Annotated in this window: 12 protein-coding genes; 5 read left to right on the forward strand and 7 right to left on the reverse strand. The window is 39.4% G+C overall.

Features of this window, described 5'->3' with window-relative positions:
• Window positions 1-137: 137 nt before the first annotated feature.
• From pgl to gndA, 3 genes are read right to left on the reverse strand one after another with little or no spacing between them, the layout of a single operon-like run.
• A complete protein-coding gene (gene pgl / locus VUJ46_RS01955) occupies window positions 138-848 on the reverse strand; it encodes a 6-phosphogluconolactonase (RefSeq protein WP_326983334.1) in 711 nt (236 codons plus the stop codon).
• A 20-nt stretch (window positions 849-868) separates the two neighbouring features.
• Window positions 869-2,350, reverse strand: coding sequence for a glucose-6-phosphate dehydrogenase (zwf, locus tag VUJ46_RS01960; RefSeq protein ID WP_326983335.1), 1,482 nt, complete (start codon window positions 2,348-2,350; stop codon window positions 869-871).
• Between the two features lie 11 nt (window positions 2,351-2,361).
• Window positions 2,362-3,780: an NADP-dependent phosphogluconate dehydrogenase gene (gene gndA, locus VUJ46_RS01965; protein ID WP_326983336.1), complete on the reverse strand. Its 1,419-nt coding sequence runs from the start codon at window positions 3,778-3,780 to the stop codon at window positions 2,362-2,364.
• Window positions 3,781-3,955: 175 nt separating this feature from the next.
• Here gndA and VUJ46_RS01970 point away from each other — a divergent pair, with 175 nt between their 5' ends.
• Together VUJ46_RS01970 and VUJ46_RS01975 are read left to right on the forward strand one after the other, a co-directional pair.
• Window positions 3,956-4,132 carry a hypothetical protein gene (locus VUJ46_RS01970; protein WP_326983337.1) on the forward strand — a complete coding sequence of 59 codons (177 nt, stop codon included), beginning with the start codon at window positions 3,956-3,958 and terminating at the stop codon, window positions 4,130-4,132.
• A 113-nt stretch (window positions 4,133-4,245) separates the two neighbouring features.
• A complete protein-coding gene (locus VUJ46_RS01975) occupies window positions 4,246-4,605 on the forward strand; it encodes a prevent-host-death protein (RefSeq protein WP_326983338.1) in 360 nt (119 codons plus the stop codon).
• 78 nt (window positions 4,606-4,683) lie between these two features.
• Here the strand turns inward: VUJ46_RS01975 and VUJ46_RS01980 are convergent, their stop codons facing one another.
• Both VUJ46_RS01980 and VUJ46_RS01985 read right to left on the reverse strand, forming a co-directional pair.
• Window positions 4,684-7,881: a hypothetical protein gene (locus VUJ46_RS01980; RefSeq protein ID WP_326983339.1), complete on the reverse strand. Its 3,198-nt coding sequence runs from the start codon at window positions 7,879-7,881 to the stop codon at window positions 4,684-4,686.
• Window positions 7,882-7,899: 18 nt separating this feature from the next.
• Window positions 7,900-8,607, reverse strand: a complete 708-nt coding sequence (locus tag VUJ46_RS01985) for a hypothetical protein (RefSeq protein WP_326983340.1) — start codon at window positions 8,605-8,607, stop codon at window positions 7,900-7,902.
• Window positions 8,608-9,779: 1,172 nt separating this feature from the next.
• Between VUJ46_RS01985 and VUJ46_RS01990 the strand changes: the two genes are divergently transcribed.
• Together VUJ46_RS01990 and VUJ46_RS01995 are read left to right on the forward strand one after the other, a co-directional pair.
• On the forward strand, window positions 9,780-10,091 hold the full coding sequence (locus VUJ46_RS01990) for a hypothetical protein (RefSeq protein ID WP_326983341.1): 312 nt from the start codon (window positions 9,780-9,782) through the stop codon (window positions 10,089-10,091).
• 39 nt (window positions 10,092-10,130) lie between these two features.
• A complete protein-coding gene (locus VUJ46_RS01995; protein ID WP_326983342.1) occupies window positions 10,131-10,427 on the forward strand; it encodes a transposase in 297 nt (98 codons plus the stop codon).
• A gap of 528 nt (window positions 10,428-10,955) precedes the next feature.
• Here the strand turns inward: VUJ46_RS01995 and VUJ46_RS02000 are convergent.
• Together VUJ46_RS02000 and VUJ46_RS02005 are read right to left on the reverse strand one after the other, a co-directional pair.
• Window positions 10,956-11,375 (reverse strand): VOC family protein, encoded by a 420-nt coding sequence (locus tag VUJ46_RS02000; protein ID WP_326983343.1) that lies wholly within the window; start codon window positions 11,373-11,375, stop codon window positions 10,956-10,958.
• Window positions 11,376-11,454: 79 nt separating this feature from the next.
• Window positions 11,455-11,964: a GNAT family N-acetyltransferase gene (locus VUJ46_RS02005; protein WP_326983344.1), complete on the reverse strand. Its 510-nt coding sequence runs from the start codon at window positions 11,962-11,964 to the stop codon at window positions 11,455-11,457.
• Between the two features lie 113 nt (window positions 11,965-12,077).
• Here VUJ46_RS02005 and VUJ46_RS02010 point away from each other — a divergent pair, with 113 nt between their 5' ends.
• Window positions 12,078-13,514 carry an aminotransferase-like domain-containing protein gene (locus tag VUJ46_RS02010; protein WP_326983345.1) on the forward strand — a complete coding sequence of 479 codons (1,437 nt, stop codon included), beginning with the start codon at window positions 12,078-12,080 and terminating at the stop codon, window positions 13,512-13,514.
• Window positions 13,515-13,611: the final 97 nt, after the last annotated feature.

The following is a 13,611-nucleotide window of genomic DNA, read 5'->3' on the forward strand; positions in this document are numbered from 1 at the left end:
AAACAGAAACTAAAATCAACGTTCCTGATAATACAAATTTTTAAACAACTGAATTCATCCCCAAGTTTTATCCCTAATCAAAAAAAACAGCATTATCAAATCCTGATAATGCTGTTTTTGGTAGAGTGTGGTAACGATTAACCTTTTGCCTTTTCATCCGTAAAAAAACGGAAACCTTCGTTACGTTCTATTAATTGTAAAGGATAGAGCTTCGGATTGTATTCACCGTTAAGCACTTCGTTCAATGCGTGTTTTTTGGATTCACCAAAAGCAATGACCAGGATATTTTCAGCTTTGTTAATAATAGGCGCTGTTAACGTAATCCTGAACATTTCCTGAGGCTTTAGATAATAAGCGTCTACCCATTTTTGTTTTTCATCCAAAACAGCCTCTCCAGGAAAGAGTGAGGCAGTATGCCCGTCATCTCCCATTCCCAGCAGGATGAAATCAAAAATACCGTTGTCACCAAGAATAGCTCGGATTTGTGCTTCATACTCTTCAGCGTATTTCTGAGGTTCCACGCCATCTTTATACATCGGGAATATATGACTTTTATTAACAGGAACTTTGTCTAACAATGTTTCGATCGTCATTTTGGCGTTACTCTTGTCATCATTTAAAGCTACCCAGCGTTCATCTACCCAAAAAAAATACACGTTAGCCCAATCAATTTGGGAAGCATATGCCTCAGTGGCTAAAAGCTTGAAGATGTTTTTGGGCGAAGAGCCTCCGCTCAGAGCGACCGAAAAGTGCCCCTGCTTTTTAATTGCTTTTTGCGAGAGATCTACGAATAGATCTGCTGATTTTTTATAGAGTGTATCTAAGTCATCAAATACAGTAATACTCATTTTTCTTTAATTTATTTTGTTTAAACCCATTTATGTCCCTGTCTTTCAACAAGGGTAAAGCTGTCTTCGGGACCCCAGCTTCCGGCTTCATAATTTGGAAAAGAAGTATCTTTTGTGCTTTCCCAGGCTTCCTGTATGGTTTTTACAACGTCCCATGCTTCTTCTACCTGATCAGAACGCATGAATAAAGTAAGATCTCCCAAAAGAGCATCCAATAAAAGGGTTTCATAGGCTTCAGGAGTATTTTCCTGGCATGCAAAATAATCAAAAATCATTTCGACAGGCTTGAGATCCAGTGAAAGCCCCGGCATTTTAGTCATAAACTGAAGTCTGATATCCATAAGGGGTTGTATGTTTATGATAAGCCTGTTAGCGGATAGTAGCTGTGAACTTTCCGAGAAAGTGGAATGGGGAAGGGGTTTGAACTGGATGGTAATATACGAGTGTTTTTCGTGCATTTTTTTCCCTGTCCGAACATAGAAAGGAACATCCTGCCATCGCTCGTTATCCAGATAGAATTTTACTGCGGCAAAAGTTTCCGTATTTGAATCGGCAGCAATTCCTTCTTCCTGACGATATCCTTTGACTTTAACTTTATTGACAGTTCCTTTTCCATACTGACCTCTTACAGCATAATGATCTACTTTGTCGGGAGAAATTCTCCGGATAGATTTCAGTACGTCCACTTTCCGATCCCTGATTTCTCCGGATTCCAATGACGCGGGTGGCTCCATGGCTACCATGCAAAGGATTTGCAAGAGATGGTTTTGGATCATGTCTCTGAGTGCTCCCGTCTGTTCATAAAAGCTCCCTCTTGTTTCAACGCCTACTTCCTCTGCAACGGTGATCTGAACAGATTCTATATGCTCGCGATCCCACAGAGGTTCAAAAATGGAGTTTCCAAATCTGAAGGCAAGGATATTTTGTACCGTTTCTTTTCCTAAGTAATGGTCAATCCTGTAGATCTGCTCTTCCTCAAAAGTCTCAGCCAGTAAGCTGTTCAGTTCAATGGCCGACTGCTTATTATGGCCGAATGGTTTTTCGATAATAATACGGTCTTTCTGAGGATCAGAGGCTAGTGCCGTATTTTTAATATGGTTAGAAATTGTGGAGACAAAGTTCGGACCGATGGATAGATAAAACAAGCGGTTTCCTCTGGTTCCGTAGACGGTGTCAAATTTTTCCAGTTTCTCACTTAGGCTTTTGTAAGAGTCTTCCTCATCCAACTGGTGCTGAAAATAGGTGATATGAGCCTGAAAACCTGCCCATTCCTCTGAAGTTACTTTTTTTCTGGAGAAACTTTCAAGATTCTCTCTGATATAGTTTTTAAAATACTCATCGCTGTTATCCGCCCTTCCAAGGGCTATAATGTTGAAGCCTTTTGGCATTCTGCCATCGATATATAAATTATAAAACGCCGGAAAAAGTTTTCTTTTTGCCAGATCTCCTGTTGCCCCAAAAATAATAATCGTGGTTGGCTTCAAGACTATATTATCGCTCATTTTTCCGAATTTTAATGATTTAGGTTTTGCCACGAGGTGTGAAAAACACCTTCTCGGTCATTTCTCTGATAGGTATGTGCACCGAAATAATCACGCTGTGCCTGTAGTAAGTTGACAGGAAGAGATTCCGTTGTGTAGGCTTCAAAGTACCCCAATGCGGTCTGCATTCCCAGATTGGCGATGCCGTGAGAAGCGGCAAATGCTGCTGTTTTTCTCAGTGATTTGATTTTTGATTTTACGATCTCTGAAATTTCTTGATCAAGGAGAATATTGGATAAATGAGGGTCTTGGATATACGCTGAATAGAATTTCTCTAAAAGAACAGAGCGGATGATACATCCTCCTCTCCAGATTTTTACAACATCTTTTAAAGGAATATCAAAATCGTATTCTTCAGACGCCTTAACAAGTAATGCAAGACCTTGTGCATAGCTGATCAGGGTTGCCAGATACAATGCATCACCTACTTCCTTGATAAAAGCTTCCGTGTTTTCAGGTGTAGAGATTTCTTCTTTTCCATACAGCTCTGAAGCTTTTACACGTTCTTCCTTGTAAGCAGATAAAATTCTTGAAGTTACCGCAATGTCTATAGTCGGAATAGAAACACCAATTTCCATCGCCTGCTCGGAAGTCCATTTTCCGGTACCCTTCGCGCCTGCTTTATCTAAAATCCTGTCTACCAGATACCCTTCTGTAAGATCATCTTTTTGCTGAAAAATATCTCGGGTAATTTCGATTAGGAATGAGTTCATTTCTCCGTTATTCCATTCTTTGAATACCTCATAAAGCTGATCGTTATTTAGATTGGCTGCTTTTTTAAGAAGATCATATGCTTCAGTAATGAGCTGCATAATCGCGTATTCAATACCATTATGAACCATTTTAACATAATTTCCGGCAGAGCTTTTCCCCATATAGGCGGTACATGCTTCTCCGTCAACTTTTGCAGCAATAGATTCCAGCATTGGCTTAAGAAGGTTGAATGCTTCCTGGTCTCCACCAGGCATAATACTCGGGCCTCTTCTTGCTCCGCTTTCACCTCCGGAAACTCCCATTCCCATAAAGTGCAGGTTTTTTGAAGCCAGATCAGCAATACGTCTTTCGGTATCTTTAAAATAAGAATTTCCTGCGTCGATTACGATATCTCCCTCGCTTAAAAGAGGGGTAAGGTTCTCAAGAACGGAATCCACAGGTTTTCCGGCAGGAACCATTAAAATAATCTTTCTCGGTGTCTCCAGGACTGATACAAAATTTTCTAAAGAACCTGTGCCCTGTACTTTCATTTCCGGAGCAGCTTCGTCTCCAAGTTCTTTTACTTTTCCCTCATCAAGATCAAATCCTGCGACTGAAAAACCATGGTCGGCAATGTTGTAAAGAAGATTTCTTCCCATTACGCCCAGACCTACCATTCCGTAATTATATCTTTCCATTTTACTTACTTTTATATGAATTCTATTATACGGAGTATAAAATTACGCAAATGAAAATTAGTAAAAAAATAAATGGTGAAAAAAAATCATGCTTCTCTGCATATCCGGTTCATTTTTAATAAAATAGCTTCAAATAATATTTGTAATAAAATTCAGAATTATTGATCATCCGGGTGTGAAATTCAGAAAACAGGATCAGAAAGAGAAATGCTGTACTGCTTATGATAAGGTGGTTATCTGGACCAGTTTTCTTACAGGGATGATGGCCACCCAATATCAGTCTCTGCTATACTTTTTTAATGGGCTTATTAATGATGAAAGCACTGTTAATGTGATAAAAAAAGGAGCCTAAGAGGTTGTTTTTCTATGAATTGATTAACGGAAGAGCATTAATCATATAACAATCTGTAAATTTACCGTGATATTTGGCATAATAAGTCTTATATTTACCAAAATTTTAAGTAAATGAATTATAAGCTCGAGCTCAACACGCAGGAGCCTAACTCTAAGATAGTTTTTAACAATATTTTGTTCGATGCTTTCAAAGTGAACGTGATTGAGAGATACACGGGAGATATGAGAAAGAATCCTATTTTGTGTGAAGTTTTGTTTAAGGTAAGAACTCTAGGTGATGATCTTATTGAAAAAAGGGATGGTAATGTAAGGGTAAAAATTAAAGGGGACGACTTTGAAGTCTATCAGAGATTAGCTAAGACTTTTAAATCCTATGAGTTTAAAAATAAACTGATGAACAGAAAGGATGTGGAGCAGGAATATGTTCACTTCATTCTGAGTCTGGTAATTGCCAATTATCAGTTGAATTAAAATTAAACGGATCTTTTCTGAATACAATAAAAATAGACTGCCTCCTGGAGGCAGTCTTTTACATATCCTGTACATTCTTTATCTTGCCATACTTCTGATCAGAGGATTGACAATGGATTGACATCCGTTAATGTTTACGGGGATATACTGAGTTTCTCCGGCCATACAGTTGCCTCTGTAGACCTCGGTCTTTAAATATAAATTATTTACCGTACTGTACTGTTTGTACATTTTGGTCAACTTAAAATTGATAAAGTCTTGCACAGCACTTCCTGTGGCAGTCTGTATCGCAGACCCCGGGATATCTTTCCACGCGGTGATATTTCCGGCGGCATCTTTTTCTGCATAAGCGAATGAAAGGTGATAAGCCGTGCATGGTTCAAGTACATTCACAGAAAGGGGAGATGACAGACACAGCGATTGCTCATCCTGTACCACATCGAAATAAGGGATTACAGAAACATCATAGACATAGGTTTTATTACCCAGCAGATTGGCAGAAACCACATTGTTAAGACGCAATTCCACGCGGTCAAATGTTGCTCCGATTCCATCGAGTATTACTGCTGTCTTCTGAGCTGCCTGATTGGCGATGAGTTTAAGCAGATCCAGCTTAATGATCTGCGAGTCTGAAGCGCGGATTTCGTCCCCTACAGGTACATTTCCCAAATATCGCTGAATGGTGAATCCTCCCAATACATTAACATCAAGAATGGAGATTCCTTCCGAACTCATGACAATTCTCACTTTATCTCCGGGTCTTGCCACATCTTTAAACTTAACGGTCAGCACCTGCTTATTCAGTACGCTTACGGAGGTATTAAAGATAGCTGCGGTGTCATAATTCGGCGTTCCGTGTAGAGGGGAGGAACTGTTATTAACGGCATCTGCTGCCAAATAAGGGTATAAAACACCTGAAAGAGAAGTGGCAACACCGAGTCCCGCATCCTGAACTCCGTAAAGCACATCTTTGGCCGAATGATTCAGAAGAACTGGTGCGCTTGCGTTTCCTGGAATTTCAGCACTACTCACTGAAAGATTGGCCTCACAAGCCTGTGCCTGTGTCAGAGGAATTCTGTCATCGATATACATTCCATATATCCTTGCAGAGTTAAAAAGCCCTAAAACACTTCCTATTAATACTCTTACCCCACCATATTCGATCGCATTTCCTGAAGCGTCTCTAGGGATAAATGAAACATCGATGGTATTGCTTCCTACCAATAAATTCAGAAGATCGAGTTCGCCGATAGATCGTACCGGACCCACGGGGGTTCCGTTTTTATCAAGCGTCTGAAGGGTAATGCCTCCAAGCAGCTGTAAAACCCCGTAATCCTGACCTAATTTAATCGTCATGGGAGTCCCGGCCGGAATCGGACTTGTTAAAGCTCCCGCAAAGCCGAGATCAAGCCATGAATTTCCTATTCCTGCCAGAGAAAGAGCATTAAAAATTGTTCCGTAGGTAGATAGATCATTATCTATTGCTTTTTCCGTATTGGTACTTCCTCCGGTTAAGACAGCACCGGCACTTTTCAGGTTAGCCATACGCTGAACGTATCGGTACTCACATTCTTGTTTATCATATACGTATACCGTAATTCTCTTGACAATGTCACAGTTTCCTGCAGAATTTACTGCTTTGGCGTAATAATTATAGGTCCCTATTTTGGGAAAATGAACGGTCTGTCCGGTTACGTCAAGATTGGTCAGCTCGTCATAAATCCTTACTGCGGTACTTCCCGGTAGCTGGCTCAGATAATGAGAGGCACTGAATACAGTGGATGCATCTGCAATGCCATCAAAATTAGCATCCAGAGGCATGCTTATGCTTGCTGCTCCGGTGATCTGATACTGCTTATCTTCCACAGCCATAAATGCAATGTATTCTCCGGAACAATAATTGGGGTCGCTGATTCCTTTTATATAATAGGTGCCAAGCGGCTGCCATCTGTTAGCTTGCTTTTCAGCGGCTGTTTTGAATGGAATTTCCTTCTGGTTGCTGTCTACGATAATATATCCGTCAGATGCAGCATTATAATTCGGGATCAACTGTGTAATGTCAAATTTTCTTGTTCTGATGTTATTGTTTAAAAACTCCAGAGAGCATACCTTTCTCTGATCAGGAGCGTCGTCCACAAAGGCTACATCATATACCCTGATGTCCTCCGCATTGACCAGATTAACAGAAAGAGGTTTGAAAATACGGATGCCCACCTTGTCAAAAGGGAGTATTTTTCCGTTGGCATCCCTTGGGGCAGCAAGAAAACTGAAATCTGCATTGTTCTGATTCAAAAGCCCAAGAAGATCAAGACCCAGAACACTGGAGTCCAGCTTCACTGATGAAACTTCTGCTCCGTCTTTATAAAAAACAATGGAAGACTGGCTGGCCACATCCAGCTTTAAAAGACCTGAAGGCATGCGTAGCTTAAACCGTACTGCTTTTTCCTGTGAAGCTTTGGGTAAGTGGAAAAGCTGTTCCACCGTACCTGAAGCATTTAAATTCAGCAGTGAAGTTATTCCAATCCTTGAATAGGTGGTGAGATCATTGTCTATGGCCAAGTGAGAATTGGAAACCGGCTCAGAATTGATAAGACTCAAAAGTCCTCCTGCTGCAGTATAGGAGGTAAGCAGAGAAACATTGCAGTCTGATAGATTATCTTTAAAATAATAAGAATCATAAACTTTGAAATTATTAACCCCTCCGAACAAGAGTGAAAAAGTAGTTTTGTCATTTACTTCAATGGTTTTCACAGCCTGCTTAGGATAGAAGACGGCATAATAATTCTGGGATGCATCTTTAGCAATGGTAATTTTATCCTGATTGACATTTGAGTTTGTCGTGGATACAGCGATTACATTACCTCCGGCCTCGTTTTTCAGCGTGAAAGAAGTCACGTGTTCGCCCCCGATAACAACACCCAGTACTCCTTTGAGCAGATTTCCCAAACTTCCTCCAAGTAGTGCGTCAAGAAGTCCGGTTTCATTGGAATTTACTTTTAAATAAAACTTGGAATTGGCAGGTATATAATCACTGCTGTTGCTGTATCCCATTGTTAAAGTTCCTGAATAACCCAACAGTCCAAGCGCTGTACCTCCGTAACTGTTGACCTGTGCAAAGGTGTTTACATCCGTATCATTGGCATTGCCGGGAGCCGTTACATTAGGTCCTGACGAGGTGTTGGGACGTATCTTAACCGCTGTTGTCTGGCTAAATAGCGCATTGGCCGAAAACAGACAGGTGAAGAGAAGAAGTCCTCTTTTTATTGTATTTCTCATATTCTTATGTTGCATCCGTTACTTCATCACAAAAACAATGTTCACAAAAGAATAATCGGTTCCGTTGCCGATAACATCGTAGGTAAGAATACCATTTTCATCAATACTTAAATTAGCCATTGAGGTCGTGTCATAATCCGTTACATAGTAATACAGCTGGTTGGCATTCGGAATCACGGTAATGGTTTCGGGAGCGTTGGTGCTTTTTACAAAAGTCGTTCTGGGCTCCGTCCCGATGCTACCTCCTGTGGTAGAATTGCTGACAAATTTTTTATTGGTAAACTGAGCCCTGTATTCCGCATAAAGATTTCTTTTCAAACCTGTCCCCGTGGCGGAAGTATTGAATACGATCGAAGGCATATAAAAAAAACGTATAGGACTGTCCAGACTTGTCTGTACTTTCACCCATTTCCCATTAGTATCCAGTGAGGGTTCAAAATAGTAATACCCCGGAGACTTGATATCTGCAGTCTTACCTTCTGCAGCGGAGGTAACGCCTGATGTAATATAAACCAGAGTAGCCAGCTGATTATTTGTATACACCTGATCTTTTGCTTTCAGTTCATCACCTGTCAATCTTGGCGGGATAACCCCGTCGACTTTAGTAGATACGCCTGATTCTTTCACGTGAAGAGTGGCTTGAGGATTGGGTGTATTAATCCCTACTTGAGCTGTCAAAGCGGCGGAAGTAAGTAATCCAACGAATACAAAATACGTTTTGTTCATAACTTTATTGATTTTTAAAAATAATTTCAATGGTTTACAAACGACAGTTTCCATGATCTCCAACTTTTTCAATAAATTAACAATTAATAAATCTCATTGCAGTGATAAAAATACAGCTGTTTTGCGTGTTGTTTTATCGTTCTGTCAAATTTTTTGATTTAATAATTGGAATAGCATATGCCGCACGGAAGAGTTCACAGCATAAAATAGCGGGACGATTTTCTTGTTTGAACAAAAAATATCAGAACTCATCTTAAGTCGTTTCATGGTATTCTGTTAGTTTTCGGCGCTAAGATAAGGATTTTTATGAAAAAAAATGTGTTTTATCCATTTTTTATAGGAAATTTTTAACTTTTTTAATAGATTTTGTGATTTAAGTATATGAAGTCATTTAAACTTTTAATATAAAACGGCTTCTTTATTTTTGTGTTGCGAAACATAAAAAACAAATCAAGCCGATGTTGTACCAAGTACTAGACAAAGATATAATAGAAAATGAAGTAGTACTTAATCTTCCCAAGCCAAAACGAGGATTTTTTCCCAAAGCCCCCTCTTGCTGAAATCGTAAATTGCATATTATGGATCCGTTTCAAAACTTGGGGAGAAATTGTTTAGATGTATTTTTAGCTACAAATGCACGAATATTTTTATTTCCCGCAGATTGCAGAGATTTTCACAGATGCTGCTGTCTTTGTTGGTTGTTCGCAAGGACGCAAAGATATTTTTTAATACTCTATGTTTTTAAGTCGCAAGGATTTTATCAAAGATAAAATTGAGGGCTGCATATTATCGCCACGAATGCACGAATTTTATTCCCCGCAGATCACAGATTCAGAACACGTCAGTGAAAAATCAAAGATTTTCCACAGATGATATCGTTGATTTTCTTTGCATCACCTTTCCTTCAGGTTTTTTATCAATAGAACGGCCTGGTGAGACTTAAAACGGGAGTTGTCAAAAAACTTGGTGGGGCTTCGTGTTCAATATGTAAAGTGTAAGGAAAAGAATCCGCTTCATTTGCAAAATCTGCGAGAGCAAAAAATTTCATCTTACATGATCTAAACTTTTTTGCCTGGCCCCCAACTTTTGTACTTGATTGCATATTATACAAACTGAAAACAGTTGTCCAATGGGCTTATTTACCTGTAAAAAGTCTTTTTGAAGAGACTGTTTTGAGCTATCAAAGTGTTTTCTGTCATTTTCGTAAATGGTGTGTAAAAAATATTTGGCAAGATTGCTGGATACAGCTATTATCAAAAAATAAATCGAAATTAGATTTATCCAGTGCAGATTTAGACGGGAGTCATACATCGGCATTACGGGGAGGAGAAGAGCTCGCTTATCAAGGGCGAAAAAATAGAAAGACCAGTACTTCGCTTTATTTTACGGATAGAGAGGGACTTTCTTTAGCCATGTCAGCCCCTATTGCAGGAAATCATAATGATCTGTATCATATTGAAATTTATTTTGATCAAATCACTTAAACATTAGAAAAGGCAGATATTGCTGTACAGGAATTATTTATGAATGCTGACGCAGGATTTGATGCTCAAAACTTCAGAAAGCATTGTGAAAATAAAGATATTATAGCTAATATTGCTTTCAATAAGCGTAATGGCGCAGATACAGACGAGATTTATTTTGATGAGCTTTTATACCATCAAAGATATACTATAGAAAGAACAAATGCTTGGTTAGACAGCTTTAGATCATTGCTCAATAGGTTTGATACTACTGTATCTAGTTGGAAATCTTTTAATTATTTAGCATTTATGGTCATTGCACTAAGAAAGTTTTATAGCACAAAAAAGTTTAAATGACTTCTATTATTGTTTATTAAGCGGTATCACTATACGTTGAATGGGTTGGGGGTAAAGTGCTGGAAGCAGAATGTTTTTTCCGGTTGATAAGAGGGAAGCGGTTTATTTATGACACTGTAAAAAGAAACTCCGGATTAAGAATCATGATTTCCTGACAGCCTCTTTTGACACACATACTTCCACTAAACTTAATCCATTGAAACAAAATACCACTAACCTGAGTTCGATCCATAAAATATTTTACCAGATCAATAGGGACGGGCTTCAGCCCGTCTAAAAAAGATGAGATTCCTAGAGGCCTTAGCCGAAATTTATATTCAATTTGTACCAAAGCCCCTATTTGATTTGGGATTTTATCATTGGGCTGAAGTTACGCTATTGGCGTGTGTTAATGGTCTTGAAATCACTGTTTTAAATCATTTATTTTAATCTAACTCAGGTTAGGACTCATTGGGGAGTAATAAAAAGCCCCGTGAAACCATTCGGTCACAGAGCTTATAAGGAGTATACCCGTTTTTATCAAGGCTGTTAATTTTCGTTCATTTTGGCACTAAACTTTTCAACCGCTTCTTTTGAAACAGGAGTAAAGAAATTAATAAGATTTCCATCGGGATCTCTGAAAAGCATTGATTTATTCCCCCATGGCATAACCGTAGGTTCCTGAACCACGGAACTTGAAAGATAATCTTTCAGCCTCTTAAATTCCAGATCTACATCATGGACCAAAAACTCAGTAATTGTACTTTGGTTAGAGGCGGCCCGCGCAATATGATCTCCACCAAAAAGTGCTAGGGTTGCAGTGCTCCCGATCGCAATGGAGCTGTTCGCGGTTTGAAGCTCTGCAAAATCCGGTGTATATCGAGTAGCCTTAAAACCTGTAATTTTTTCGTAAAAGACGATCAGGGTATCGACCTTAGTCGTAATAATTCTTGTGGATACAATAGTCATTTTAAAAATTTTTAACAGAACAAAGGTAATCCGGTATCAGGACAACAGTCTGTCAGTAGTATTGAAAATGTTTTCTTTGCTATTTTATTTTTACAAAAGACATGAGGTAACATGGGAGCGAGAAAGGTTCAGCTGTCGTGTCCTGTAGTATCTCAAAACCTGACTTTTCAAAAAAAGCAACCAGAGGATCATGTTTTAAAATGTTAATCCATATCATATCTGTAAAAGAAGAAGCCTGAATGGTCTTTTTTAAAAGGGACTCCGCTACTTCAGAGGAACGGTATTCCGGAAGAACGGCAAAAGAGATCTGTGTTGCCCTCTTTTCGGGATGTAAAGGATGTACAGAGCCACTTTTCAGGATGCTGTAACCCAAAGGCTTTTCGTTTTCATAAGCGATAATAAGCTGAGTGGAAAGATCGTTTAAGTCGTTAATTTTCTGGCGGTGATCAAAATGGTCTTCCATATACCGCTCAAGAACTTCTGCTGTGGCGAATTCCTGATGAAGGGCGATAAAGGAAGGTTCTTCCACTGCAAAATAATCATTAACACCTTGATCTGAACCTACCGTAAATTTTGAGATGATTTCCATGAATTTTTTTTTCAAAGCTAAGCCGATTCAGTGATTAAATAACGGTACAGTTTGAAAATATTAATCAGTACAGATTTGTATTTTGTACATTTGGAGAATACAGCCAGTAAGCCATGCAGCAATACAGATATGAAATATTCACTTCGGTGATTGAAAAACAAATTAAAAGCGGGATTTTGAAATATGGTGACCGCCTGCCATCTGTTCGGGAGATGAAAGAAAAGTACGGATTGAGTAGAACTTCAGTTCAGAGCGGATATGAATATCTTATCATGAAAGGATGGGTTCACAGCAGCCCGCGTTCCGGCTATTTCGTGGCCTATAGAAATGATAGGATGTTACCTTCTGATCAGCGTACTGCGATTGTCAAAGATCCGGTGTTCACTGAAAATATGATATTGACTTCAGCAAGAAATAAACCTTCAGCTTTTTCTTCATTTAATAATACGGCGCCGGGAGATCCCCTCATTCCTCAAAAGCTTATCCTCAAAACTATGCAGCAGGTAATCCGGAAAAAAGGTGCCTCACTTCTGCGGTATTATCCGGTTGCCGGCTCAGAGGAACTCCGTCATTTAATTGCAGAACGTATGACCGGCTATGGTACACCTATGAGCCGGGATGAACTGATTATTACAGACGGTGCCCTGCAGTCCTTATTTATTGCCTTACATGCGGTCGTTAAAGAAGGTGATTGTATTGCCGTTGAGAGCCCTTGTGTTTTTTCTGTGCTCGAAGTTATTACCAGCCTGAAATGTAAGGTTATTGAAATTCCGGTTCATTTCAGCAGAGGCTTTGATCTTGAATCTTTTCGGAAACTCTGTGAAGTTCATTATATAAGATGTCTGGTTGTAACGGCAAACTTTCATAACCCCACGGGAACTTTGATGTCGGATGAGGTCAAAGAAGCCTTGGCCGACCTTGCGGGAGATCTTAGAATTCCGGTTATAGAAAATGATATCTATGGAGATATTTTTTTTTCTGATACGAGACCACGCTGTATAAAATCCTTTGACAAAAAGGGTTTCGTGATGACTGTCTCTTCATTTTCAAAAACCCTGAGCCCCGGAATCCGGTTAGGCTGGCTGAATACAGGCAGATTTTATGCCAAGGTTGAAATGTCACGATTTTCACTGGGACGTACCGTTGCCCCCATTTACCAGGAGCTAATGATTGAACTGTTGAAAAAAAATAGCTACGACCGACATTTAAGGTCTTTCAGAAAAAATATTCATCAGCAGTCAGTGCTTATAATAAATGCCTTAAGAAGCGCTTTCCCCCAATCTTCATGTTTTCATCAGCCGGAAGGGGGATACAGTATCTGGGCAGAGATGCCTGAGAATCTGGATATGGACAGGTTTTATAATTATTGTGAGGAACACCGGATTTTATTTACGCCCGGAGCTACTTTTTCTTTAACCAGAAATTATCAAAAATGTTTCAGAATCGTTTTTGCCGAATATATGACTCCGGAAAGTATTAACCTGATAGAAAAAGCCGGAAGAAAGGCCGTAGAGCTGCTCACTGAGCACTTTAACCGTAAACAGATATAAAAGTAATACACTCATTCATCCTGCAGAACAGGCCGGTCTTTGCACGGAATTTACGGTGGAAAGCGATGGGTTTCTTTTGAATTGTCCTATGTCCAAT

Source organism: Chryseobacterium sp. MYb264 (assembly GCF_035974275.1).
In the GTDB taxonomy this organism is placed as follows: Bacteria; Bacteroidota; Bacteroidia; order Flavobacteriales; family Weeksellaceae; genus Chryseobacterium.